Annotated in this window: 26 protein-coding genes; 10 read left to right on the top strand and 16 right to left on the bottom strand. The window is 39.8% G+C overall.

From position 1 onward, the window contains the following. Positions 1 to 15: 15 nt before the first annotated feature. Genes AC59JO_RS02850 through AC59JO_RS02865 form a run of 4 tightly spaced genes read right to left on the bottom strand, consistent with a single transcriptional unit; the run spans position 16 to position 7,045 of the window. Positions 16 to 3,291: a DEAD/DEAH box helicase family protein gene (locus AC59JO_RS02850; protein ID WP_497303277.1), complete on the bottom strand. Its 3,276-nt coding sequence runs from the start codon at positions 3,289 to 3,291 to the stop codon at positions 16 to 18. A gap of 46 nt (positions 3,292 to 3,337) precedes the next feature. Further along, a complete protein-coding gene (locus AC59JO_RS02855; RefSeq protein ID WP_497303279.1) occupies positions 3,338 to 4,519 on the bottom strand; it encodes a restriction endonuclease subunit S in 1,182 nt (393 codons plus the stop codon). Then, positions 4,516 to 6,000, bottom strand: a complete 1,485-nt coding sequence (locus AC59JO_RS02860) for a type I restriction-modification system subunit M (protein WP_497303281.1) — start codon at positions 5,998 to 6,000, stop codon at positions 4,516 to 4,518. The genes AC59JO_RS02855 and AC59JO_RS02860 overlap by 4 nt, the downstream gene beginning before the upstream one ends. 25 nt (positions 6,001 to 6,025) lie before the next feature. Continuing rightward, positions 6,026 to 7,045, bottom strand: a complete 1,020-nt coding sequence (locus AC59JO_RS02865; RefSeq protein WP_497303283.1) for a helix-turn-helix transcriptional regulator — start codon at positions 7,043 to 7,045, stop codon at positions 6,026 to 6,028. A gap of 135 nt (positions 7,046 to 7,180) precedes the next feature. Between AC59JO_RS02865 and AC59JO_RS02870 the strand changes: the two genes are divergently transcribed. The 5 genes from AC59JO_RS02870 to AC59JO_RS02890 all read left to right on the top strand — a co-directional run bounded on the left by AC59JO_RS02870 (position 7,181) and on the right by AC59JO_RS02890 (position 9,222). Next, positions 7,181 to 7,351 carry a hypothetical protein gene (locus AC59JO_RS02870; protein ID WP_497303285.1) on the top strand — a complete coding sequence of 57 codons (171 nt, stop codon included), beginning with the start codon at positions 7,181 to 7,183 and terminating at the stop codon, positions 7,349 to 7,351. A 114-nt stretch (positions 7,352 to 7,465) separates the two neighbouring features. Then, positions 7,466 to 7,633, top strand: a complete 168-nt coding sequence (locus tag AC59JO_RS02875; protein ID WP_497303287.1) for a hypothetical protein — start codon at positions 7,466 to 7,468, stop codon at positions 7,631 to 7,633. A gap of 199 nt (positions 7,634 to 7,832) precedes the next feature. Then, entirely contained in the window at positions 7,833 to 8,246 is a 414-nt protein-coding gene (locus AC59JO_RS02880) for a hypothetical protein (protein ID WP_497303289.1), read from the top strand. Then, a complete protein-coding gene (locus tag AC59JO_RS02885; protein ID WP_497303291.1) occupies positions 8,243 to 8,794 on the top strand; it encodes a hypothetical protein in 552 nt (183 codons plus the stop codon). The genes AC59JO_RS02880 and AC59JO_RS02885 overlap by 4 nt, the downstream gene beginning before the upstream one ends. 2 nt (positions 8,795 to 8,796) lie before the next feature. Then, positions 8,797 to 9,222: a protein-export chaperone SecB gene (locus AC59JO_RS02890; protein ID WP_497303293.1), complete on the top strand. Its 426-nt coding sequence runs from the start codon at positions 8,797 to 8,799 to the stop codon at positions 9,220 to 9,222. A 524-nt stretch (positions 9,223 to 9,746) separates the two neighbouring features. Here the strand turns inward: AC59JO_RS02890 and AC59JO_RS02895 are convergent. From AC59JO_RS02895 to mnmE, 8 genes are all read right to left on the bottom strand, one after another. Continuing rightward, positions 9,747 to 10,118, bottom strand: a complete 372-nt coding sequence (locus AC59JO_RS02895) for a hypothetical protein (protein WP_497303295.1) — start codon at positions 10,116 to 10,118, stop codon at positions 9,747 to 9,749. Positions 10,119 to 10,194: 76 nt separating this feature from the next. Beyond that, positions 10,195 to 11,154 carry a phage/plasmid replication domain-containing protein gene (locus tag AC59JO_RS02900; RefSeq protein WP_497303297.1) on the bottom strand — a complete coding sequence of 320 codons (960 nt, stop codon included), beginning with the start codon at positions 11,152 to 11,154 and terminating at the stop codon, positions 10,195 to 10,197. Between the two features lie 98 nt (positions 11,155 to 11,252). Then, positions 11,253 to 11,699 carry a hypothetical protein gene (locus tag AC59JO_RS02905; RefSeq protein ID WP_497303299.1) on the bottom strand — a complete coding sequence of 149 codons (447 nt, stop codon included), beginning with the start codon at positions 11,697 to 11,699 and terminating at the stop codon, positions 11,253 to 11,255. A 5-nt stretch (positions 11,700 to 11,704) separates the two neighbouring features. Continuing rightward, on the bottom strand, positions 11,705 to 12,127 hold the full coding sequence (locus AC59JO_RS02910) for a hypothetical protein (RefSeq protein WP_497303301.1): 423 nt from the start codon (positions 12,125 to 12,127) through the stop codon (positions 11,705 to 11,707). Further along, on the bottom strand, positions 12,124 to 12,411 hold the full coding sequence (locus tag AC59JO_RS02915; protein WP_497303303.1) for a helix-turn-helix transcriptional regulator: 288 nt from the start codon (positions 12,409 to 12,411) through the stop codon (positions 12,124 to 12,126). The genes AC59JO_RS02910 and AC59JO_RS02915 overlap by 4 nt, the downstream gene beginning before the upstream one ends. A gap of 94 nt (positions 12,412 to 12,505) precedes the next feature. Beyond that, positions 12,506 to 13,483, bottom strand: a complete 978-nt coding sequence (locus AC59JO_RS02920; protein ID WP_497303305.1) for a hypothetical protein — start codon at positions 13,481 to 13,483, stop codon at positions 12,506 to 12,508. Next, positions 13,480 to 14,586, bottom strand: a complete 1,107-nt coding sequence (locus AC59JO_RS02925) for a site-specific integrase (RefSeq protein WP_497303307.1) — start codon at positions 14,584 to 14,586, stop codon at positions 13,480 to 13,482. The genes AC59JO_RS02920 and AC59JO_RS02925 overlap by 4 nt, the downstream gene beginning before the upstream one ends. A 290-nt stretch (positions 14,587 to 14,876) precedes the next feature. Next, the gene (mnmE, locus tag AC59JO_RS02930; RefSeq protein ID WP_497303309.1) at positions 14,877 to 16,244 is read right to left on the bottom strand and encodes a tRNA uridine-5-carboxymethylaminomethyl(34) synthesis GTPase MnmE; all 1,368 of its coding nucleotides are present in this window, start codon (positions 16,242 to 16,244) and stop codon (positions 14,877 to 14,879) included. Between the two features lie 203 nt (positions 16,245 to 16,447). On the opposite strand from mnmE, the gene AC59JO_RS02935 reads away from it, so the two are divergent. Continuing rightward, positions 16,448 to 17,506, top strand: a complete 1,059-nt coding sequence (locus tag AC59JO_RS02935; protein ID WP_497303311.1) for a nucleoid-associated protein — start codon at positions 16,448 to 16,450, stop codon at positions 17,504 to 17,506. A gap of 165 nt (positions 17,507 to 17,671) precedes the next feature. After that, positions 17,672 to 17,881: a hypothetical protein gene (locus AC59JO_RS02940; RefSeq protein WP_413669116.1), complete on the top strand. Its 210-nt coding sequence runs from the start codon at positions 17,672 to 17,674 to the stop codon at positions 17,879 to 17,881. 1 nt (position 17,882) lies between these two features. Here the strand turns inward: AC59JO_RS02940 and AC59JO_RS02945 are convergent, their stop codons facing one another. From AC59JO_RS02945 to proS, 4 genes are all read right to left on the bottom strand, one after another. Then, on the bottom strand, positions 17,883 to 18,722 hold the full coding sequence (locus AC59JO_RS02945) for a TIGR02757 family protein (RefSeq protein WP_413669117.1): 840 nt from the start codon (positions 18,720 to 18,722) through the stop codon (positions 17,883 to 17,885). An 18-nt stretch (positions 18,723 to 18,740) separates the two neighbouring features. Beyond that, entirely contained in the window at positions 18,741 to 19,148 is a 408-nt protein-coding gene (locus tag AC59JO_RS02950; protein WP_497303314.1) for an SMI1/KNR4 family protein, read from the bottom strand. 27 nt (positions 19,149 to 19,175) lie between these two features. Then, complete coding sequence (locus AC59JO_RS02955) at positions 19,176 to 20,315, bottom strand: cystathionine gamma-synthase (RefSeq protein WP_497303316.1); 1,140 nt, start codon at positions 20,313 to 20,315, stop codon at positions 19,176 to 19,178. A 145-nt stretch (positions 20,316 to 20,460) separates the two neighbouring features. After that, complete coding sequence (proS, locus tag AC59JO_RS02960) at positions 20,461 to 21,933, bottom strand: proline--tRNA ligase (protein ID WP_413669120.1); 1,473 nt, start codon at positions 21,931 to 21,933, stop codon at positions 20,461 to 20,463. Between the two features lie 100 nt (positions 21,934 to 22,033). Between proS and AC59JO_RS02965 the strand changes: the two genes are divergently transcribed. From AC59JO_RS02965 to AC59JO_RS02975, 3 genes are all read left to right on the top strand, one after another. After that, on the top strand, positions 22,034 to 22,975 hold the full coding sequence (locus AC59JO_RS02965) for a hypothetical protein (RefSeq protein WP_413669121.1): 942 nt from the start codon (positions 22,034 to 22,036) through the stop codon (positions 22,973 to 22,975). A gap of 33 nt (positions 22,976 to 23,008) precedes the next feature. After that, positions 23,009 to 24,490, top strand: a complete 1,482-nt coding sequence (locus AC59JO_RS02970) for an OmpP1/FadL family transporter (protein ID WP_497303319.1) — start codon at positions 23,009 to 23,011, stop codon at positions 24,488 to 24,490. 198 nt (positions 24,491 to 24,688) lie between these two features. Continuing rightward, on the top strand, positions 24,689 to 26,473 hold the full coding sequence (locus tag AC59JO_RS02975; RefSeq protein ID WP_497303321.1) for a DUF885 domain-containing protein: 1,785 nt from the start codon (positions 24,689 to 24,691) through the stop codon (positions 26,471 to 26,473). Positions 26,474 to 26,659 lie beyond the last annotated feature (186 nt).

A 26,659-nucleotide genomic window follows, 5' to 3' on the forward strand; every position in this document is an offset into this window, starting at 1 on the left:
ATAAAAAATTGGGCTTTAAGCTATATGCGAAGCTCCGTTGAACCCTTCTATGATTTTTATTATCTTGATGGCATCAACATCTTCAAAAATACCTAATACACCATTTTGGTTAATGTCGGTGAAAGGCCTATCAAACAGCATATTCTTATCAATTGTTCCATTTTGGGTTAGGTAATTGATAAGCGTATCTATAAAATTTATTTGCTCGGCGGTAATACCCGGCCTATTAATAAATTCGGCAAATAACGCTTTGGCAACTTTTGCATCAAGGCCAATTATTGAACGGATAAATTGAGTAAAATCCTTTCCGCTTAGAACCTCTTCCAGATGCCCGGCAGTATCAGGATCTTCGGTAAAAAGAAGTTCTTTTAATTGATCCAACTCGGCTGAAGATATAGGTTCGTTGTTTTTGATCTTACTGATGGCTATATAATGGGCGTGTTTACGGATAAAAGAAGCAACCCGTTGATTATATGTTTCCAGGCCAATAATGGGAGTAATGATATCTACATCTATGATTTCACCTGTAAGTTCATCTTCAAAATTAGTATATATTTTAGCCTGGCTCTCTGTTTCAATAAATTTCATAATTGCCCGTAATTCAACACGGAGAATTTCGACACCTTGAATAGTTAAATTACTCCAATAAGTATCATTTACAAGGCTTTGCAATAGTTCTTTCTTCGCTGCAACTTGGGGTATACTTGTTTGTTTTAGCAGTGCAGTCGCTGCCTTTTTTACTACTCCTATAATGTCTGCCAACTGTTTATCGTCTGTCAAATAAGCATTCATTAAACGATAAATAACAGCGTCGAATTTACGTGCATCAAAATCGGTATCGGCACTCATAATCAATGGGGCCAGATAACGTTGCAACTCACGAACTTTACTGTCGGTTAAGTTATTCCAATAATTTCTATCGGCAAATTGCTCTATCAACCTTAAATGCGGCCGGTTTACAAAACTATCCCTATTCAGGCTCAAAATATCTCCCTGTAACTCATTCAAAAGTACTTCTCTAAATTGCCTTAACTCATCATCTTCAATAAGAGGCTCAAGCGTTACTGCCAGCTTTATTTTTAACAGAAAAATACGCTGGGTTAGGGATACTGTGGCGCTCGGTTCGATACCTGCAGGATTGTCTCCAAAAAATTCGATATTGCCGCAATAGTCAAAAATGTAAAACTTTTTTTTGTCGTTGCCATCACCAAAAACATTTGGGCACAAACGGGTACCACGGCCAACCATTTGCCAATATTTAGCACTTGATTTTACGGACTTGAAAAACACCAGATTTAATATTTCGGGAACATCGATACCGGTATCCAGCATATCAACCGACACTACTATCTGTGGCAGTTTATCTGCCTGCTTAAATAAATCAATGGTATGTTCCGGTTTATCTGACGAGTGGGTAACTACCTGCAAAAAGTGCCCTTTTAACATGGGGTACATATTATTAAAGCAAACTTCAATAAACTTTGCATGATTTTGGTTTTTGGCAAATATGATACTTTTACCAACGGTATCGCCATTGTTAACCTTTAGGCCGTTATCCATTAAAAGCTGCAATACCTTGTTAACAGTATTTTCGTTAAACAACCATTCGTTTAAAGCAGCCGAATCGATTTCTTCGGGTATGTTTTCGCTGCCTTCGGCAAATGTATCTTCATAGCGCTGCTTATCTTCGTCTGATAGCTCGGCATATTTAATGCCTTGCCGGGGGAATTTTAACGGGACTATTAAAGCTGATGGTGGGCGCAAATATTCGTCGGCCACCGCACGATTAAGTTCATAAGAAAAAGTAGGTACACCTGTTTCGCAATGGAACAACTCATAAGTATCTTTTTGTGTTTCGGCCTTTGGTGTGGCAGTTAAGCCCAAACGTATTGCATCAAAGTAGTTGAAAATAGCCTTGTATTTTTGATATATGGAACGGTGTACCTCGTCAAATATCACTAAGTCAAAATACCCGGTAGTAAACAATCGTTTATCGCCTTCAAATTCGTTATCAATTTGATTGATCATGGTTTGGTAGGTGGAAAACACCATACGTACCTGATCGGATGTTTTATCTTTAGTGAGGTTCACCGAGGTTAGCTGCGGCAGATAATCATTAAAACTGTTTTTTGCCTGAGATACCAGCGGCGTCCTATCAGCTAAAAAAAGGATACGCTTTACTTTATTGGTTTTAGTTAACACATCAACCAAGGCAGCGGCGGTACGTGTTTTACCGCTGCCGGTAGCCATAATAAACAATATATCCCGCTTGTGGGCATCTAATGCTTCTTTTGCACGTTGAATAGCTTCTATTTGATAATAGCGGCCAGCTATTTCCGCATTAACTGCTTGTGCACTCAACGGCCTTTCTATCAAACGGCGGTTTATCAGTGTTTCAAAATCCTCTTTACTGTAAAAGCCATAAACTTGCCTGTATGGGTATCGGGTATCATCCCATATATAATGTTCAAAGCCATTGCTTACAAAAATAATGGGGCGCTTGCCAAACTCTTTTTCCAAAGCATCGGCATAGCGTTTAGCTTGGCCCAAACCTTTGTCTTTTCCATCGGCAGTTGTTTTTTTCGCTTCTACTACGGCCAGTGCCTTGCCGTCTGCGCCAAAAAGCACATAGTCGGCTTTATCGCTGCCGCTTTGGCTGTGTTTTAAATTATATTCGGCTACTGTATTCGCGTCACCTACAATCCACCCGGCTTCTTTTAATATAATATCTATATAAAGCTCGCGGGTAAGTTTCTCTGATGGCGAATGGTATTTAATCCCTTGTTCCGTTTCGGTAATGGCAACAGCCACTGGTGCTTCGGCAAGTGATTTTACTTCGGGAGTAACGCTTTCCTGTATCTTTGAAGCTATGAATGGCTGGCGATAGACCGTATCACCGTAATGACTTGCCAGCCACTGTGCAAAAGCATGTAAATTGAGCAGGCATGTATAGGCATCTTTGGTAGTGACTTTCCTTTTGCGATCTGCGTGAACTGCCAAATTACCTGTACGCCGAATGGCGTTTACATCAGAATACAGGCTTTGACCAACCAGGCGTATAAAGCCAGGCTTGTTCATTAAAATATTAAGGGAACTATCCTCATCGGTGTGGATAGTTTCGAGATTGCGATCATTATCAAACATCCAGACCACCATTTCTTCCAGCGCTTTACGGCAAAAAATGGCACAGGCTTCTTCGTCCTGTTGTAAAAAAATCTCGGCTTTACGGGCAGCAGGGTAAAACGCATCGAAATCATTGCTCAAAAAATAGAAATTACCCTGTTGCAGCATATATGATAATAAGGCCCGATATTTATTTCATACTAAATTATAAAAATTAATTTAAACCGCCATTAAATGCCTTTTGTAATAATGCCTGGAACAGATTTTCTGATTCCTGGATTTGCGCTTTTACCTTTTCTTTTTGTTGTTCGATGTTTTGGATTTGAGCAGCGAATTGGTTTTGTAAATTGATTGGGGGTATATTAAGTTTGATTTTTTTAAAAAAGTTTGCACCCACCCTTTTTTGACCAGCACTCCCGGACATATTAATTTCCGCATGTTTCCTGAATGTGGGAAGGGCAAAAAGATGATATAAAAATTCAGATAAAATCTTATCATTAGGCCTGAATACGTGAAACTCAGTGGAGCCGAAACCAACGCCGTTCTCCAAATTTCTTGCTATTGCCCCCTTTCCGTTCTCCATACAAGGTGTAATTTTTGCAAATAAAACATCATTCTCGCGGAAATAGGTAAAGCCTTTTTTTACCTCCTCGTATTTTTTAATTGAACTATGATCAAATTCGCCAGTTTCACCCACTGCAGACATTGGAACAAATGTTACAAAATTTGAGTCCTGAAGATTTGCTTCGGATTTAGCAGGGTTGATAGTAACTAAATCGCCAAGGGGCATCCCTTTTTTATTCATCACCGGATCACCAAACATATCAATAAACAGGCTTTGGGTAAGGTCATCGTAATATTGCAGCAGTTGTTTGTTTTTTTTGCGTAGGGTATCGGCCTTGTCTAAAATTTCGGCAATGCGTTTTTGGGTAGGTAAAGGAGGTACTGGTATTTTTAACTCTTGCAAATATCGTTCAAGCTTTAAATTAATAATACCAGTTGTCTTATTTTGGTAATTTAAAGTCTTACCTGTTAAATGATTATTAAACAAAAACCAAAAAACATATTTAGAATGAGCGGTCGATGATGGCCTTAAAATGCTTGTAAAGTTATTGCATAAAAAAACACCCATTTTATTGTCGAAATAGACGACCCTACCCACTGGTTGAGTTGGACTCCCGCCGGATTTCTCAATAATGGTATCACCAATTTGCAACGCTTTTTGCTCGACTTTTTTTTGACTAATAGATCTGGTAACAACATTTGCATAGTTGATTGCGCCGTCGTTTTGAAAATTTGTAGTCCTTAGCACTTTAACGTTGCCAACATCGTCACCCCATTCTCCTGAAATTGCCTTCGGTATTATTTCAGAAAGTTGTTTAATATCCCATCTCATACTTTTTCATGGAGTTTCGTCAATAAATCTTGCAATTCAGTCATTAAAACTGTACGCTCACCATCTAATTCAGCAATTCGCTTAATTATCACCTCCGGCTTATCATAAACTTTTTCTTCATGCTCAACCTCTTTATACCGGTTAATACTTAAATCATAACCAGTAGCTTGGATCTCGGCCAGCGATACAAAAAAGCTTTGATCGGTGTGGGCACGGGATTCTTCGGCTGCTCGATTGTTCCAACGGGACACTATATCGGGGATGTCATTTTCGGCTGTTTCGGTACGCTTATCGTCCAGGCTTAAGCCGTCGGCTTTCATGTCGTAAAACCAAACCTTATCTGTTCCGCCTGCGCCCGTTTTAGTGAAAAGCAAAACAGCGGTACTTACCCCCGCATAGGGTTTAAACACCCCGCTCGGCATTGATACCACACCGGTAAGCTGGTTATTATCCAATATCTCCTTACGGATTTGTTTATGTGCGTTTGATGAACCAAACAAAACGCCATCGGGTACTATCACAGCAGCCCGTCCACCTAATTTTAATCCGCGGAGTATCAGGGCCAAAAACAGCAATTCTGTTTTGGTGGTTTTTACCACATTGCTCAGGCTACTATCTACAGCATCATGGTCTAAGGATCCTTTAAAGGGCGGGTTTGCCAATATTAAAGTTGCCTTATTTTTAAAACCGCTGTTGGCCTCGCTCAACGCATCAACATCAAATAGTTGTGGGCTTTCAATGCCGTGTAACAGCAGGTTCATAGCACCGATGCGAATCATCGTGGCATCAAACTCCATCCCTAAAAACATATCGCTTTCGTAATGCCTGCGTGTTTCGGCATTATTCAGGATGTTAGGGTTCTTTTCAATAATATATTCAGCCGCCTTTACTAAAAAGCCCGATGTTCCGGCTGAAGGATCGCAGATAATATCTTCGGGCGTAGGGTTGGTCATTTCCACCATCATGCGGATAATATGGCGCGGTGTACGGAATTGACCATTGGTGCCTGCGCTGGCTATTTTGCTTAGCAAGTATTCATAAACATCGCCCTTGGTATCACGGTCATTCATATCAACAGCCGATAGCAGATCAACTACCAACTGCAACAAACGGGGGGTAGGAATCATAAACGTGGCCCCTTTCATATATTTATTAAAGGCCGAATCTTTTGATGCGCCTTTATTTTTCATAAAGTCGAACACGCCATCAATTTTCCTGAACTGCTCAAACATGGTTTCTGCATCCATATCTTTAAATACACTCCACCGCAGTTGCTGCTCCTCTGGTTGATAGATAGGGTCGGTTACTGTGTCACCTAAAAATCTTGCTTTATATTCTTTTGCTATCTGCAATTCGTCTAATCGACGAATAAAAAGCAGGTAAGTAATCTGTTCAATTACTGTTAGAGGGTTTGATATACCACCTGACCAAAAGGTAGTCCAGATTTTATCTATTTGTGATTTTAAGGAAGACGTTAGCATGTTAATAATATATTGGGGCGCAAATTTAGCCTTTAATATCACAGTATTGTTCAATAGCTGTTTGCAATCTCACTTTTATTTTTTCTTTTAGATGTTGTGGCGACATAACCTCCACACGATCACCAAATGATAGTAACAAACTTTCTAATTCAAAATTTTGCATCACTTCAATTGAAATTAAAATTTCACTATCCATGCGAATACTTTTTTGAGAGCCATGTAAAGGCTTTGATAATACATAAGGCAATGTAAGCTCGTTAAACTTTAAAACAACTTTCTCAGCAATTCCAGCATCAGGTTTCGTGACGCCAATTATATCTTCAAAATATTCGTTAAAGTCATATTCATCATTCTCATGATAAGTGAGATTGTGTTCTTCTATTGAAATTATTCTGTCTAAAGCCAAGTTTGTCAATTTGTGTATATCTTCATTATGGCCGAATAAGAACCACCTGTTATTGAATTGCTTTAAATAATACGGATGTATGACGTAATGTTTTGGCGTTTCACTTTTATAAGGTCTATAGGTAATACTCAACACTTTTTTATATAGTACAGCATGAAAAAGTTCACTTATATATTCCACCCCCTTTAAATATTCATTACTATCGAAACTAATTATCGGCGTTACCTGGTTATTTAATGTAAAAGCCTGCTCAAGCTTTGGAGTAAATTCGTTAATCCAACCAAATTGCGGCATACCTTTAAAGCGAGATATAATATCCATTGCTGAACGCAACTGCTCGACCTCTGCGGCATTTAACGGCTGATTATTAATGGAAAAGTTTTTATCTGCATAACGATAGAATTTCTTTTTTCCGAAAGTTATTTTCTCGATTTCCGCAGACCACCCCTCAGCACTTTCCATATATTTGATATCCTCAAATAATTGTCTTTTTTGAATGCCTTTGGAGTTTGGGTCAATCTCAAGCAACTGTTTATTACATTCTGCTATCAGGTCTTCAATAAAATATCGCTTACCCGGATTACTGAAACACCGATCCAAAATTTTGTAACGTATCAAAGCATTTTTATTTACTGCCATAAGGTATTAAGGTTAAAAATTTACAATGATAAAAATACAATTTGTTATGCAGATACACTGCACAAGTACCTCCCACCTTTGGTACTATAGAAACAAATCAATAAACGATAATGAAAGGTGAAAGGAGGTATAATCATGGCAAGGAATGCACCTGCAGGCGACGGACATAGAATCGGAGCGGTAAAAGATCGTGTACAAGTATTTAATCCTCATAATGAGAAGTGGACTAAAATCGATACGAACACTGGCAAATTTATCGACCAAAAAGCAGACGGTAAACCGTTTAAAGGCGTAACCAAAAAATAAGAGCCTAACAATACAAGCAGTTAATGAGAAAAACTGCTTGTATTAAAATATATTTCTCGGAGGGTTAATGTGTTCCTGCCCTGATCTAACAAGGAGAGATTACACTTACATATCATGAAAAGTCCTATAGGTACTACTGCAAGTACAGGTCACACATGTCCTGAAAGTGGCGTATGGAGAGTTATTGGTAACCCATCAACTACAGCTCCTATCGCTAAAGGAAACACTATGCCGCCTTATGCTGGCAAAGCTGTAACCTGGAGATTAGAAGCTTACGCTTAATCAGGCAAAATAACAGGGAGATTGGTAATCTCTCTGTTATTTTTCATATAATTATTCCCTTCCTTTTATCATTTCTCAGCTTACCGTCAATCGCCCAAATCAAAATTCCTAAATTTGTTATATTTTATATTTTCCAAATATTTGATATATTAAAAAATTGGTTATAATTGCATGCAACTTAAACCAATTTCCTTTAGAGATGTCGAGTTTAAAAACCAAGTCTGATGAGAACATTGATGCCTCAAACAAGCTCATTAAATCTAAATTATTCCCGTCAAGTGTTCATTGCGCTTATTATGCAAGTGTACAGTTGATGTTACATATTTTAAGATCTCATTTTGGAAAAACAGAGTTACAAATAAGACATGATGGTATAAAAGGATCAAAAAATTTTGGAGGTTATCATAAGTGGCTCCAAGATTTAATTTTCACAGAATTTACAAATTTAAATAGTATAGATGCCGCTAAATTTAATTCAAACATTCGTACCCTTAACGCTGTTCGAGTTAAAGCGGACTATGAGAATCAAATAATAATCGACACAGAAGCTTTAAAAGCCTACGACAAATCCGTGGCAACAAATAAGCTTTTGCAAAAAAACTTTCAAATATGAACTCAAAGAAATATATAGTTTCAAAAATCGATGAGTTGGTTAAAAATTTCCCTCATGTGAAATTAAGATACCAATTAGATGATTTGAGTGAAACACACTTCATTGAAGTATTACCTAAAGATTTTTTTGAGCAATACAATGAGCTTTTTGTTAACGAACAGAATAATATCGTTCTCGATTTTATCAAAAAATTCCCTCAAGAAGGATTAGCATTTATTTCCGAAGATGATCTTTTTACAGTTGATGCCCCGGATTATGTTAAGTGTGGGAGTTTATATGAAGATGCTGTTCCAAATTTATCTTGGAATCATGAAAATCTGGATCAGTTAATGACTGACTATAGCGCAGACGTTCCTCATTCTATAATCTTTGATCAAGAACTTAAAGAAGTCAAGCAAAGTGCAATAGATTGTGAATTCAGCTTCAATGAGAACTTGGATTACGGGATATTTGAGACAATAACCAACAATTTATCATCGACAATAACAACTGGCATCACTTGTGATAATGATATTATCGATGATTACACTTATTACTTAGCAGCGTAGCAATGGCGTCTTTATTCAAATTAACAGAGATCTTTTTATTGGAAAGTAACTTTAAAAGAGCGATAAATATTGATTTTAAAGACCCTTCTTTTAAAAACAACGCAAACATCTCTGTTGAGCATCAAATTCTTGAAAATGAAACTTTAAACATCACTGTTACATTAGACTTTACAGCAGGAAAAAAAGGGAAAAAAGAGGTTACTGCAAAAATAAAGATGATAGGTTCGTTTATATGTGAAGCTGATGCGATTATCCCAGTTGAACAATTTGCAAAAGCGAATGGCCCTGCAATAATGTTTCCGTTTCTGCGGGAGCATCTTGCTTCGATAACATTAAAAGCTGGCATAAACCCAATTTTGTTACCGTCAGTGAACTTCATTAGGCTTTCAGAAGAGAATAAAGCTAAAAATAAACTGCCAAGTGCATAAATAAATCACTATGGGTCAGGTACCAAATCTACTGCCCCGATTCACGTTTGAAGCTTTCAATAAAACCATAGTTATAGAGTGAATTATTTAACCGGGAAGCAGTAAAATTGGTTCTAAAAACAGGTTATATAATTTATTTGAAATAGCAAAAATATCGATCAAAAAGTAGGTTACTTAATACTTTATTAAGTAACCTTACCTTCAAAACTGCTAAAAAACACGGTTTTAGTAAGAAACCAGTCAGGATTACCATAAAAAACCCAAGGCAAACGTGAAAAGTATTTCCAGTGTAGCGAAACGCCTGAATAGCAACTGTAAAAATATTACATCCTTGATGTTGATTTAGAAATCAAAACTTCTTTGTTATAAACTTGTAAAGCCTAAATTGTTATCAAAAACTCTCCTAAAGTTATAACAATCGATTTTAATGCGATTTAACACATTCTTTATTTTACACATAACAAGAGCTTCAGTTATTCTTTTAACTCTATTAAACTGAAGCTTCTTATGTGTTATATTCAGATTTACTTTGGTAATTTATTTGAATACTCCGCCCACCATTTAGGTGATGTTTTTTTGATAATTTCTTTTTCGAGTAACTCAAGTCCTGTGAAACTCACTCTTCCGATTATTTTCTTATAATTTGCGCCCCATTCATTCTTTTTAACGAGAGCCTGCCCTACAACATACGTATTGGAAAAATCGTCATCTGATGACGTATAGTAGGCCTTATCGTTAAATGGTATATTATCTGGGAACTGACCATTGCTACCATGTGTTATCATCATACCTACGAACGAATCAATATCATGTTCACCCCAAAAGATTATTGGATGGTAAGCGGTTTCACGAGTTCGGTACTTATCTTCTGCTATAAAAATATCGCCTCTTTGCATTTGATTTATTTGGAAACCAAAACTAACTACGTTTTCGTTATCAAAAAAATTTATTAGGCTCGATTACTATATATTATCAATCAAGTAAGGGAATTAAGGGCTTCGTATGAACAAAAAGAGCTATTTGCAATTTTTTCAACAACTCATCAATATATGGTGACACTTCTTTGGATTCTGTCGTTTCAACCAAAACCCGATATTTGTTCAATAAATTAGTTGCTTGATTAGGGTATTTAAACAATTGGCTTTTTCTTGCGCCTTCAACCATTTCTCTCAAAGCATTAAAACCGCCTAAAGCCTCCATCCCTAAAAGCATGACTTGCTTATCAAAAGCACCTTTGTCTTTAAAAATAGCCATATCTATGGTTTTCTTAGGCCTTACTTTGCCAATAGCATTAATCCGTTTAAACCACTCCTTAGCTAAGTCTTTATAGTAAATCACTATATCTTCGGCAACAACCTCACTTAATCCGATTGTTTCACTCAAAGCTTGGTGATTCATAAATCTGTACTCAATTCGCATATAATTGCTATGCTTAGGAATTACTGTATTTAATTTCGATTTTCCAACCAACGCTTCTCGAGTTTTATCATATATCAAAAGGCATTTTCTTGTATTCATATAATACAACCCATTCGCCATAGGAATTCGCTTTTTTAAGTATTTGTCGGTACCTAAAAACTGATAATATAACCCCACTGGAAGATTCGTTACTATATTTTCCGCTAAATCGAGCCTACAAACCTTTGCCTTAAAAATTGGCAAATCAGTTTCTTCGGCCAGTTTTGAAAATGCGTTGATCAAATCTGATTCTTGTAAAGTTTTCTGGTTAGTACCCAAATAATACTTCGCTAAACTTCCTTCTAAGTATACACCTCTTATGGTTTGTGTTACCCTGAAATTATCGTATTGACCATAGTTAGTTATTCTTGTATTTGAGTACTTCTCTTGCTTATTTGTAAGGGCCTCAAAATTCTGAAACCAGTCTTTAGGGATCATTGTATCAGCCATAAATAATTTAATAGTATCTATCATGATTATAAAAATTCTTATATTAATATGATTAATATTAAAAGCTTAAGGAATTATCTTAAAATTTAAAACGGGTGTGGGTGACCACACCCATTAATTAATTATTTAACTTTCAATTTTATGGTTGCATTTCTGTTTGTAACCAAAGGCTCGGTAATCATTGTGCTATAAAGCACATCTTCATCGTGTTTTAACCCAGCGTAAACATAAATTTCAAATTCCGACTGACCAGTAAGTTTAAAAAGTATGCAATCTGCTATATCCAAACTGGTTTGCACAATGCCAATTTCTGGGTGAGATTCAAAATGAATCTTAAATTCGAAAGCGACTAACGTTTTATCACTACTATAGCCCATAAAATATTTTTTTGTGCTACTGAATGGGCATGGTTGCATGTCGTAATAGAACTCCAATGTTTTTTGAGGAAATAAGTTAGTTAGTAGTACCTTTTCTCCACTTATGCTTTCTAATGACATTTTCGGTGCTGAACTAAACTCATCCGATTCTATTCGTAATGTAGCTGCTGCTGATATTAAAAGAGGTATCATGACGTTCAAATTAAATTGTTAATATCCTCGCTAAGTGAACCATCCAAGAGCATTGTTAATAATTGAGCAGTAAGATTTACATTACCTTCCGATACAAAAAATTCGATAGTCATATCATCTGAGATGCGGAATAGTATGCAATCAGATGTACCCGAAGTATTTACTACCCCAAATGGGTACAAAAAAGAAGCTGTTTCCAAAAGCAGTATCTGCTTATCATCCTTTTCGCCATAAATTATAGGACAGGGCAGGTAATCATCTGCCATACCAATTGGTTCAAGCTTTTTGAACTCAACATTTTTTTGCCATACCAATAACCTATTTAATATTGGGCTATTACCTTGTTTGGCAATCTTAAAAAGTGAGTAAGTATCTTTTTGGTTTGTTGCTACCAATTTTACAACGTAGCGTGCATTGAGGAGGCTCATATAACACCTCCTTTTAAAGGGTTATTAGCTACGTAACTTATTGCTTGTTGTTCAATATCATCTGTTGGAGATGCAGGATTTCCTAATAACCATTCATCAATCTTGGCCTTATCAAAAAAAAGCAATTTACCGTTAGGGCGGCTATAAGGTATTACACGCTGCTGCACTAACTTGTATAACCAAGATTCAGAAATTCCGGTATATGCAGATAGTTCTTTGAGATTGAAAAAGTTTTTCTTATCAAATAGTAAGGTTGAGTTTACTATGGCATTTATCTTATTCATGTGAATTAATTTTATTGTTAATGTTGATCAACAAACAAAAGTATCTCACATAAATTTTTAAATTAGTTAGTGATTATTAGTACTAATATTAGTACTAATGATTTAATCTCGTAATGATCTTGATTAGACTTTCACTGTTCTTAATTTTCTCTGTTCGGTTTATATTTTGATAGGTCACGCTTAACTGCGTTGGCTTGAAATTTTGGTTCTTTTGATTGACGAAAAATTTTGCCATAAGAGCATATATATCACTGTTGCTGACTTTTATTCGCTCTTCATCAGAAAGCTTGTGGCCTTGAAATAAAACGACCAAATTAGCCTCACTACTTAACCATCTTATTTTTTCGGCGGGCGGCCCTGGTGGAAAGCCAAATATTCCCAAAAACGCTTCCAAAGTACATTCAATATAATATCCCTTTAATCCTTCATAAGCCTCAGTAAGTTTGTCTTTACTATAATTAGCGATAAATGTCCTGACAGTTTTTGAATCAAATGGTAATTCTTTTTTTGGAACAAGCAGCCGATTATAGCCGGGATAGTTTTCAACAACAACATTCTCCAAAATCTCAAATACATGCAGGAAGCGGTAAATAAGGGCTTTTAAATACTCTTCGCCAGAAAGAAACATCCAATTATAAGGCGCTTCTATTATACTTTTAATTTGGCTTCTTTTTTGTAAAAAATCATTTATCAGAAAAGCCGGAAAACTGGTATTTATGAAAGAATAGTGTTTTTTAAAAATATCATTAAGTAAATCGAAGTACATGGCGTTGCCCTTAACTTGCTGTTGTTGTATTTCAAGCTTTAGCTGAACGCTTATCTTTCCATTTTCATACAATTTCTCAATAGGGTTAGTGGGGAGTTTTTCGTATTGTTCAGCCCAATTTTGAGTCCTTAAATTTTTGTCTTCAAAATTTCCTGTGCTTAAAAAATTATTCAAACTTTTTAAGCTAGGAAAAGCTTGCTTAATGAAAATTTTGAATAAAAATTCGGCTCCTAAAAATGATGCATCCACCAATTGAATTGGGGATGCATCGTCGATATTCTCAAAATACTTATTTATGGCTGTCATATTCCTATATCCGGCAGTAATTCTACAGTATTATTTTTCTTTACGTCGATAATTTTAGCATAAATCTGTGTAGTTTTCAAATCCCGGTGACCTAATAAGCTTGAAACGGTATAAATATCACCGCCTGAAGTAAGCAGTAAGGTCGCATAAGTGTGCCGGGCACAGTGGAAGGTTATCTTCTTGTTGATACCGGCATCTGTAACCCACTGCGCTAACCTAAAGTTATGCCATGCACTATACTTTAGCCCCTTGAATACCCTGTCATCATCTTTACCCCTTTTGCCTAATAACTTATACGCAGCATCCGTAATAGGGTGGTACTCCACACCTTGTGTTTTCTTTTGAGTGAAATGTATTTTATGCCGTCCCTCAGCTTCCGAATAAATTACCTCCCGCCAAACAAGCTTATTTATATCACTCCATCTCAAACCAGTTAAACAACTGAACAAAAACGCATCTTTCAGTATAGGTATTGCACAAAGTGTATCATTAAGCTTACGCAATTCTTCAGCAAGCAGATACTCCCGTCTGCCTTCAGGCACCTTTATACCCTTTACTCCCTTAGCAGGGTTATTGGTTATAATTTTTTCATCAAACGCTTGGTTTAGGGCTGCCTTTACTTTATTGAGATATGAAGAGGCTGAACAACTGGATAAATCCTGATTCCCTTTTGTTACCTTGCCACTTAATAAATACTTTTTGAATCTGTTAAGGAACTCCTCATTCACTTGGGCAAATGTTACATCTTGCCCTTTAGTAAATCCTATTAAATGTTTATAAGTACTATCCCAGTTTCCGAAATTACCACCCGAACCTTTACGGTCGTTTGTTAACTGCTTAAAGTATTTGATAAAGCTGGCCTGGCTCTTAAAACCAGTAACAACATTATAATTCCCCTCCTGCATTTCGATAACCCGCTTAGCTAATATAGTATCAGCTAAATTCTTTGTACGCTTGTTGTGCTCTCTTTCGGTGCTTGTGACCGGCTTTTCATAAAGAAAAAGTTTCAAATTTTCATAATGACTTTTGCCATTACTGTATATATCCAATGATAATCTTAATCTGCCTTTAGTTAATTTCTGTGTTCTTAAACTTATTCCCATCTTGTTGATAATTATTAGATTACAAATTTATGTACACCTAAAAATTATAATTAAATCACACAGGTAAAACCTTTGTCAATAAAAATCTTTATTTTCTTTAAAGGACACAGAAAGATACAAACAGATAAATGCATGTTGCTTTTTAGTAATACTGTTTTTTTACTAAAATCGGCCACTCAGAAAACACTAAGAAACTATAAATGCTTAAGAGGTAGGATGAGTTACTAAGGATAATTGGCTCCCTATAAAAGGATAATAAAAGATTAAATAACTCATTATCAGATACTTAACTATTTTCCGATACAAAACTTACTAAATATATTATCCAGCAAATCATCGGTTGTAACAACACCTGTAATCTCCCCTAAATAATGTAACCCCTGCTTAATATCCATTGATAGAAAATCGGATGTAATGCTGCCATCAATACCGCCCAGCACTCTTACAAGTGCGTCTTCGGTTTTTTGCAGGGCTTCAAGGTGACGAATATTGGTTACCAGCGTTTCATCACCGCTAAGCTGATCTTTTACTGCCGATGAGTAGATTTTATGTTTAAGCTCATCAATATGGCGCTTTTCTTTGGCCGAAATAATGATTGCCCTATCGGTATGCGGAAGCGCCGACAATTGTTCTGGATTAAGAAGGTCCGCTTTATTGGCTACTACCAGCATGGTAACTCCAGGTTTTTGCAGGCTTTCTATGTCTTTATTCAGCTCTTCAATGGTAATTTCTGCCGCATCAAAAACATAAACCAACAGGGCCGACTGGCTGATCTTTTCCATAGTACGTTGTACCCCTATCTGTTCAATTGCATCAGTGGCTTCACGGATCCCGGCGGTATCTATCAGTCTGAAATTGATACCCTGGATATTTAATACTTCTTCAATAGTATCCCTTGTAGTGCCTGGGATATGGCTCACTATGGCACGCTCCTCATTTAGTAACGCGTTTAGCAAGGTAGATTTACCAGCATTCGGCCTACCGGCGATAACGGTATTGACGCCATTTTTAATGGCATTACCCAATTCAAACGACTGGATCAGCCTGCCCACTATTTTAGCGATCTCATGAATCAGTTGTTTCAGTTGGTCGCGGTTGGCAAATTCTACATCTTCTTCAGCAAAATCAAGCTCAAGCTCAATGAGTGATGCAAAGTTTACCAACTGCTCACGCAAGGCTTGTAGCTGTGTACTAAAACCACCCCGAAGTTGTTGTAAGGCCACCTGTTGAGATGCTTTAGAATTAGAAGCGATCAGGTCGGCAACGGCTTCGGCCTGGCTCAAATCAAGCTGTCCGTTCAGGAATGCCCTTAGGGTAAACTCGCCGGGTTTGGCGGAGCGTGCACCTTTTTTGATGAACAGTTTGATGATACTTTCGATAATATAACCCGAAGCATGACACGAAATCTCTACCACATTTTCGCGGGTGTATGACCGCGGACCAACAAACAGCGATACCAGCACCTCGTCCAAAATCAACTCGCCATCGGCAATGCTTCCAAAATGGATAGTATGCGATGCCTGTTTGCTCAGGTCTTTGCCTTTAAAAACGCTATTGGCAATGGTTATGGCATCCGGGCCCGAAAGGCGGATCACAGCTATGGCGCCCAACCCGTTTGGTGTGGCAAGGGCAACTATGGTATCGGTATTATCTGTCATTTTTAGTTGATAGTTGATGGTTCATAGATCATAGCCCGAAGCTCGCCTAATTTACCAAAGTGCAAAGGTCGTTATTTCGTGGTGATTTTTCTCACCGACTCCTTCTAATCCATCTCCATATGACTTGAACATGAAAAACGCAGGCATACCATGAACTATGATCCATGAACCATTAACTAAAATCTTTACCTTCGCAACCAATTATGGTAACTTTTTTTGAAGCTTCGCTCGAAACTATTTCAGTACATCATGTTGGTAATCAGTCGCAGGAAGAGATGTATGCCCTGTCTGAACAACCGCTTGAATTGAAAGATGAGATCATTCCTAACCTGCTTATGCAGTATTTTCTGAAACCTTTTGAAAAAGCGAATGAGGTTTACCACCTGATACACAGTAGCGGCGATCTGGAATTGAACGAGCTGCATCACTTTGCTACGCAGGTATTTGATGACAATACTAAATTTCATGAGGCATCTGAGAAAATAGCGAAGCATTTGTATAAGGTTACCAATCACCCTAACATCAAAGGCGGCGAGCTTTACGTGGTTTACTTCAATAAAGTACAAATTGAAGGCAACCCGCTGGATGCAATCGGTATATTCAAATCAGAAAATAAGGAAACTTATTTAAAAGTTTATCCGGATAAAGGTGGTTTCCAGGTTGATTATGAGCAGGACGCCATCAACATCAACAAACTGGATAAAGGAGTACTGATCTTCAACATTGAGAAAGAGAACGGCTATAAGGTAGTTGTGGTTGATAAAACCAACACAGGACAGGAAGCAGCCCGGTTCTGGAAAGATGACTTTCTGCAGCTCAAAATTCGTAACGATAGCTTTAACCAAACTAATAACACGCTTGGCATTTACAAAAACTTTATCACCGAAAAAATCGATGAAGAATTTGAGATGAGCAAAGCCGATAAGATCGACCTGCTCAACCGCTCCATGAAATATTTTAAGGAGAAGGAAACTTTTGATATGGAAGAGTTCTCGAACGAGGTAATTGGCAATGAGCAGGCCATCGAGTCGTTCAAAAACTTTAAAAACCAATATGAGGAAGAGTTTGACAGCCCTATTGCCGATAATTTTATCATTTCAGAAAATGCGGTAAAAAAACAGGCCCGTGTTTATAAAAGCGTGTTAAAGCTCGATAAAAACTTCCACATCTATATCCACGGCGATAAGGAGTTGATTGAGAAAGGCTTTGATGATGGCCGGGCAATGAATTACTATAAGGTTTATTTTAAGGAGGAAGCATAATCGCAAAAAATAACAGATAGTGGATAAACCTTTGTTTTTCGTGACAGTCATACCTGCATAACGAAAAATAAACTTGATCACATGTCTGCCTTAAAAAACTCAATTATATGCTTGTCAATTCTACTGCTCCTCTCTGGATGCAGTGTAAAACACTACACCATCGGGATGAGTGAAAGTGAGTTTAAAAATTCAGAAAAGTACAACCTGGAATTAGTTGAAGAAACATCACAACACGCCGTATACAGACGAGTAGCTGCGGCAGATGCACAAATGAAACCAGTATCATACCATTACTATTATTTTAATAGCGGAACATTAGTACGCACAGAACTTGTTGAAACGCCTAAACCAGGCATAGTGTTATTGAGCAAATAAATTAAAACTGCACGCCCCAACGTTCTTCAATCCCCAATCCAAATAAGGCAAAATCATATTTAACAGGATCGTTCGGGTCAAAGTCGCGGAGTCTTTCGGTTAATTCAACGGCAGTTTGCCAGTCGGTTTGTTTGCGGTTGATCAAGTTGAGCTTGCGCGATACCCTGTCCACATGCAAATCAAGCGGACAGATCAGGTCGGCTGGTTTAATACGGTTCCAGATGCCGAAGTCAACACCATTATCGTCTTTACGTACCATCCAGCGTAAAAACATATTCAAGCGCTTACAAGTTGATTTTTGCGAAGGCGATGAAACATGCTTTTTAGTTCGATGAGGAAAATCAGGTAAAGAAAAAAAATAAGACCGAAAATAGTTTAAAGCAATTTCAACTGCCTGCATCTTTTGCTCCCCCTTTAGGGGGCTGGGGGGCACAAAAGCATCCTCCAACGATTCGAACTTTTCATAATGCTGCCTGAAGAAAGCAATGAAATATAAAGTATCCACATCATTAAAGGTGCGGTGTTTAAACTTCAGCAGCTTTTTAAGATCGGGTTCTTCATGGTTAATGATGAAATCATAAGGAGCGCCATCCATTAAGGCGATGAGTTCCTTACATTTCCTGATGATGGTAACCCGTTGTCCCCAGGCTAATGTGGCCGCCCAGAAGCCCATGATCTCAATATCCTGCTTCCTGCTAAATATGTGCGGGATGGTAACCGGATCATTCTCAATAAACTCAGGGCGATTGTATTGGGCAACTTTAGCGTCGAGGAAAGCTTTGAGAGCTTCGCTCCCTATCCCCCTAAAGGGAGAATTGTTCTTATCAGATTCTATATCCATGTGCCGAAAAGTTCACATTTAATATATTTCACGTGAACCGTTGTTTATCATACCTATTGCTTCCATAAAAGTAAGGGCAATAGGTTCGCAGTCGATTGAATAATCATTAAAAATTCCCACCGTATTTCTCTTAAAGCCAATAACGTGGCTCATTATTAAAAAATCACAAAAGCCTATAATATTCTTATTCTTGCTTTCGACAAATTCTTCTATAATCCTATCGAGTGACCAAAAAGAAAACATATACTCCTGCCATTCATACCCGTAAAATCCGTTTACAACAGCATAAAGCGCTTTAAAATCATCAGGAAAGCTAAAACTTAGAATAGTTTCAGCTTTCTCGAAATCAGCGGCAGTTGCTGGTGGGTTTATTTTTACCTCACATTCATCCCAAAACGCAATAGCTTCCTTTATCCAATCCTCCATAAGAAAATTTTGATTAAAGGCTTCTTTTTAGCTCAGCGCTTGTTTAATATCTTCCAGCAAGTCCTCAATATCCTCAACACCTACACTCAAACGCAACAGGTTGTCAACTACACCGGCTTTTTCACGTTCAGCTTTAGGGATTGAACCATGGGTCATGCTTACCGGGTGATTGATCAGTGATTCAACACCGCCTAATGATTCGGCTAATGAAAATACTTTGAATGACGAAGCAATGCGAAAAGTTTCCTGCAGATCGGCACCTTTAAGCACGATACTGATCATGCCGCCAAAATCGCGCATTTGTTTTTTGGCGATGTCATGATTAGGATGGTCGGTAAAGCCCGGCCAGTAGATTTTTTCAACTTTGGGATGATCTTTCAAAAACTCCGCTACCTGCCTGCCGTTCTCGCAATGCGCTTTCATACGCAGGTGCAGGGTTTTGATACCACGCAGCACCAGAAAGCTATCCATTGGCCCCGGTGTAGCACCGCAGGCATTGTAAATGAACCAGAGCTTTTTGTAAAGTTCCTCATCGTTCAGCATTAAGGCTCCCATTACCACATCGCTGTGGCCACCGATGTATTTGGTTACGGAGTGCATCACGATATCTGCACCCAGGTCAATCGGGTTTTGCAGGTAAGGCGATGCAAAAGTGTTATCCACCACAAAAAGTAAATTCTTTTCTTTGGTGATCTTACCTATGGCTTCCACATCAACAATGCGCATGGTAGGGTTGGTAGGCGTTTCTATCCAAACCAGTTTGGTTTTGTCATTCACATGGGCACGTACAAGTTCCGGATCAGACAGATCCAGAAAATGAAACTTAACGCCATAGTTAGCAAAGATCTTGGTAAAGATCCGGTATGAACCACCATACAGGTCATTCCCGGTAATCACTTCATCGCCCGGAGCAAGCAGTTTCATCACCGCGTCGGTAGCCCCCATACCGCTCGAAAAAGCCAAACCGAACTTAGCATTTTCCAAGGCTGCCAAACAGTCTTCCAAAGCCTTACGGGTTGGATTAGTGCCACGCGAGTACTCATAACCTTTATTATCCCCCGGCGATTTTTGCCAGTAGGTTGAAGTCTGGTATATCGGCGTCATGATAGCGCCGGTTGTTGGATCGGGCTCCTGCCCTGCGTGTATTGCTTTAGTTGCGAATTTCATAAGCCCCCCAGCCCCCTAAAGGGGGTGTTTGGAATGCGTTTCATACCCTACCATGAAACCTGTTTTACATCGTATATCCTTTAGGGACGGATATTAAAGTTAGCTCGCCATAGACAACCTCCCCCTTTAGGGGGCCGGGGGGCGACTAATACGCTCTTGCAAACAACACCCTCTGCGTTGAAGGGTTCCCTGTCAAAATACACTTACCTTCTTCCTGTTTGTTATTCAAAGGTATGCAACGGATTGTCGCCTTAGTTTCCTCTTTTATTTTTTGTTCTGTTTCGGATGTGCCATCCCAGTGAGCACTCAGGAAACCCGGTTGCTCATCTAACAGGCGTTTAAACTCATCCCAGGTATCAACCTCAGTGGTATTTTCAGCACGGAAATCGAACGCTTTTTTGTAGATGTTATTTTGGATCTCTTCAAGCAGGCTTTCTATTTTACCGGCAAGACCTTCCTGTGTGGTAGTTTCTTTGGTTTTAGTATCACGACGGGCCAGCTCAACGGTACCGTTCTGCATATCGCGGCTGCCTATGGCTACGCGCAACGGTACACCTTTCAGTTCGTATTCAGCAAATTTAGCTCCCGGGCGATGGGTATCGCGGTTATCAAATTTCACAGAGATACCTTTAGCCTTAAGTTCTTTTTTCAACGAATCAACGTACGCGCTGATATTGTCGAGCTCTTCCTGGTGCTTGTAAATTGGTACGACAACCACCTGTATTGGCGCAAGTTTTGGAGGTAACACTAAACCTGCATCATCGCTATGGGCCATAATGAGTGCTCCAATCAAACGGGTTGAAACACCCCATGAAGTGGCCCAAACGTGCTCAATTTTATTTTCCTTATTGGTGAACTTTACGTCGAAAGCCTTGGCAAAATTTTGACCTAAAAAGTGCGATGTACCGGCTTGCAAAGCTTTACCATCCTGCATCAGCGCCTCAATACAATAGGTGTCCAAAGCACCTGCAAAACGCTCGTTAGCCGTTTTACGGCCTTTTACTACTGGTAGCGCCATCCAGTTTTCGGCAAAGTCGGCATATACGTTCAGCATCTGCTCGGTTTCGGCAATCGCCTCATCAGCTGTAGCGTGGGCAGTATGGCCTTCCTGCCATAAAAATTCGCTGGTACGTAAAAACAAACGGGTGCGCATTTCCCAGCGCATTACGTTTGCCCACTGGTTAACGAGGATAGGCAGGTCGCGGTATGATTGGATCCAGCCTTTATAGGTGTTCCAGATTATGGTTTCTGATGTTGGGCGGATGATCAGCTCTTCTTCAAGTTTTGCTTCTTCATCCACAATAATATTGCCTTCACCATCATTTTTGAGGCGGTAGTGAGTTACGACAGCGCATTCTTTTGCAAAACCGTCAACATGGCTGGCTTCTTTACTAAAAAAAGACTTGGGTATTAAAAGCGGAAAATACGCATTACTGTGGCCGGTATCCTTAAACATCTCGTCAAGTACAGCCTGGATCTTTTCCCATATCGAATAACCGTAGGGTTTAATGATCATACAGCCCCTAACCGGCGAATACTCGGCCATGTCAGATTTAATTACTAAGTCGTTAAACCATTGCGAATAATCTTCGTCTTTACTAATAACACCTTTGCTCATATTGATTGGATAGAATTTGGACTTCTGTAATTGTTGTATATTGCTGCCAAATTTATAAATTTAAAACTTATTTGACCTTGCACTTTTTACTTACCTGTATATGAAACGGAACATCGCGATAGGAATGTTTATTATCGGTGCCATGGCGCTGAGTTCCTGCTCTACAACCAAGCTTGCATCAAACCAAAGTAACGACGATGTTTATTTTTCTGACGCGCGAGCGGGTAGCGAACCTGTTTATGCACAGCAGCCGGCCTACAACCAAACTCCGGTTGCCCAGGATGGCTACAGCGATGACGACGATGATTACTTTTATTATGATGATTACGCTTCGCGGATAAACCGTTTCAGTTATTTCTCTCCTTTTGGCTATTATGATGATTTTTACTCAGCATATAACAACTATCCTTATTATAATTATGGATTGGGCTACGGTGGTTTAGGCTACTATGACGGTTATTACAACGGCTGGGGGCCAGGCTATGGCGGCTACTACGGCGGTTGGGGCCTGGGCTTAGGTTATGGTTATGGTGGTTATTACGGCGGATGGGGCTTAGGCTACGGATATGGCGGCTGGGGGCACGGTGGATATTATGGTGGCGGGTATGGAGGCGGATATGGCGGGTATTATGCCGGCGGATATGCTTCATCAGGCACGCCGCGACCTTATCGTGGCAATGGCAATCCGTTCGCAGGCAGCAATCGTCCGGTTAGCAGCGCTGTTTCGGGTATAGGTTATATTCCGGGAGGCCGCAACAGGCCTATCGGCAGCCGCACAAATACTTACAGTACCTATAGCACCGGCAGCAGCAATAATGGGAGCAACAGTTACAATAACAACGGTACCCGTTATGCCCGTCCTGCACGTACAGACGCGGCACCATCAAGGGGCGATGCACAGCCTGTTTACAGGCAACCACAGGTCGAACGTACATCGCAGCAACCATCTTATACACCATCATCAAGCTCAAGCAGCGGCGGCAGTTCACGCAGCACCGGCAGCAGCAGCGGAGGTGGCGGCGGCAGACCATCAAGACCATAAACCTAAATCTTATATTTTATTTACCTGAATTTTATGAAAATCAAGTATTTACTAAGCGTAATTGCTATAGTAGCAATTACTAAAGATAGCTTTGCTCAATACTCACAGGATGCCATCAGGTTTTCAACCTTTCAAACCGGGTCAACATCACGTATCAAAGCTATCGGCAACGCAGGCACGGCCATAGGCGGCGACCTTAGCTCAGTAAGTGGTAACCCTGCAGGTTTGGGATTTTTTACCCATTCGGAAGTTAGCCTTACACCCGAGTACAATGGTTCAAAAATAAACTCAAGCTTTTTTGGGCAGCCAGGCAGCGCAAACCGCAATGATGTAAACATGAGTAATGCGGCGGTAGTGTTATATCAGCAGCTAAATACTACGCACAAGGATAAAAGCAAAGGCTGGCTAAGTATTAACTACGGAGCGGGTTACAGCCGCACCAACAATTTTTATGAAAATGTTGCTTATGGCGGCACAAACCAAACAAGTTCTATTTCTGATTACTACGCGGGTATCGCAAAACGCGAGGTATCTCAATATGGCAGTGTTAACCCTAACGGACTTGATGGCTGGGCTTATGACCATATCCTGATCGATAACTTTGGACCTGCATCTAACCCAGATTCATATTCAAGCACAGTGAATGTTCCGGTAAGACAGCTGGCTGGTATTACCCGCACCGGTGGGCAGTCGGAGTTTAACCTATCATTTGGTGCCAATTACAGCAATAAGCTTTATGTAGGTCTGGGCTTGGCTATTACCGATATCAGGTATAATTCACATGCCCGCTTTACCGAAAATGGCAATGCTGTTATAACTAACGGCGGCAACCCTGTAGATTTTGCATCCACTTTTGCGCAGGATCAAAGTACCAAAGGCTCGGGCTTCAACGCCAAATTGGGTATTATTTACAAACCGGTACAAGCTGTACGCTTAGGTTTCGTATTTACTTCACCCACGTTTTATAACATTGACGATTCGTATTCCGAAGGACTTGCCACACAATATACCGGCGGAAAAAGCTATAGCAACGTATCCGATCCATATCAGCTGAGCTATAACCTGCGTACTCCGCTTAAACTGGCTGGTGGCGCAGCAGTCTTTATAGGCAAATACGGTTTTATCAGCGGCGATGTTGAATATATTGATTACACTACCACCCATTTAAGCAGCAATGACAGCTACACTGCCGACGGCGACAACAGCGACATCAAATCACTTTACCGCTCAACAGTAAACCTGCATGTAGGTGCCGAGGTAAATGTAAACAGTCTGGTTTATCTTCGGGGAGGTTACAGTCAGCAGGGCAACCCAATGAAAGATTTGGGTAGTGATATCAAAACTGTTAGCGGCGGTATAGGCGTCCACTTTGGTGCTTATTTTATTGACGCTACCTATGCAAGGGTAACCGGCAACCAAACCATCTTCCCTTATGATGTTGGTGCAACCAGTCCATTTGCTGATTTGAAGAAAACTAACAACAACGCTTTCCTTACTTTAGGATACCGCTTTTAACCGTTGATTTCTTTGATTGATTACGCTGATTGCGTTGATCTGTTCAGCCTCTCTTTCAAGATGAAAGAGAGGCTGTTTTCTTATCAAAAAATCACATCCTAAATCATTCACAAAACATCATCAGCGAAATCAACGCAATCAATCAAAACAAATCAACGGTCAAAATAACTAACTTGCCCTTCATAATTTAAATTGACCATGAACAAAAACCTACTAAAAAGTACAGGCATGTTTATGCTGCTGACCGGTATCTGCTTTAACGCAGTTGCCCAGCAATCGGCCGAAACAAAAGCCTGGGTAGCCAAATCAAACGAGTACACTAAAATCATCATTGATCTGGACAAAAAATACTCGCCCGAGTATGGCTCATCACAAGGCCTGGCAGAATATGATAGTGACATCGCAGTACCTACGTTGCAAACTATATTGGCCGAACGTAAGGATGAAGAAGCTGTTGTTGCCAAACTTACCGAAGCCCTTAAAACTGAAAAAAACACTTTTATCCAGCAGGATATCAATATCATTATAACCCATCTTAAATTAGGCTTTCGCCAGCAGGACTTTGAGCTGAGCCGCCAGGTGCCATTTTTAAATGCTTCATCAACTATTTACAGCGGACTGGAAACATTGCTTGATGACCAAACTCCTGAAGCCCGCCGCCAGGCGGCCGTAATGCGCATTCGTAAATATGCAGGATTGGAGAAAGGATATAAACCTTTGGCAACCATTTACAGGGAGCGTGTACAGCACCAGATGGCAGGCAAAAACATGATTTATCCGTCGAAACAACGCATGGAGACCGATTTGTCGCGCAATGCAAGTATCGTAAGCGGCATTGCCGAGCTTTGCACCAAATACAAGGTGACCGGCTGGGAGCAACCTTATGCTGCCCTCAAAAAACAGCTGGAAGATTATGATCAATGGGTAAAAACAAACGTGCTGGTAAAAGCCCGTACAGATTTCAGGCTCCCGCCCGAAGAGTATGCTATGAACCTGGAAGCCTACGGCATTGATATCCCACCGGCTAAGGTAGCTGAAATGGCACATGCGCTGTTCAACCAGATCCAAGATGAAATGAAACCCATTGCTGAGCAGATAGCTAAAAAACGTAACCTGCCATCAAGCGATTACCGCGCAGTGATCCGCGAGCTCAAAAAAGAGCAGATCCATGGTGATTCTATCATACCATTGTATGAGCAGCATTTAAAAGATATTGAAGGCATTATCCGCGAGCACCAATTGGTAACACTGCCCAATCGCCCGGCTATTATCCGTTTAGCTTCAGCTGCCGAAACTGCGCAGAGTCCTGCCCCACATATGGTTCCGCCGCCTTTTTTAAATAATACAGGCCAGCGCGGTGTATTTGTGCTACCGTTGAACATGCCTGCATCACCTGGCGAAAAAGCTACCGATAAATATGACGACTTCACTTTCGACGCCGCATCATGGACTATCATAGCCCACGAAGCAAGGCCAGGGCACGAACTACAGTTTGACAAAATGGTGGAAGAAGGTGTTTCCCAAGCCCGTGCATCATATGCCTTTAACTCAACCAACGTAGAAGGCTGGGGTTTATACTCTGAATACATTACCCGCCCTTACATGCCCTTGGAAGGTCAGCTCGTATCATTAGATTACCGTTTGCTGCGAGCTGCCCGCGCCTTCCTTGATCCTGAATTACAGGCCGGTAAAATCACCCAGCAGCAGGCGCTTGATGTACTGATGAATGATGTGGTACAATCGCGCGCTTTTGCCCGCCAGGAAGTTGAGCGTTATACCATTAATGCCCCAGGCCAGGCTAACAGCTATTTTTACGGATTTACCAAGATGATAGCCCTGCGCAAGGATACAGAAGCCGCATTAGGCAGTAAGTTCAACGCTTTGCATTTCCACGATTTCATCCTGTCGCAAGGTATCCTGCCACCGGCATTGATCCGCGAAGCTGTGATGAATGATTTTGTACCGAAGGAGAAAACTTTGTAAGACATATCTTCAAACGAGAAAGCCGGATAATTTGATTATCCGGCTTTCTCGTTTTTAACCTTATATCCAAAAAGCCCCCAATGGCGCAAGTGTTGTGTGGGTGGCTGGAGGGACGCTCACTTGTGCCGTGCAATCTGTAACAAGAGAGGCTCATCGCCCCAAACACAAGACTTGCGCCAGTCGGAG

This window comes from Mucilaginibacter sp. A5337 (assembly GCF_059690695.1).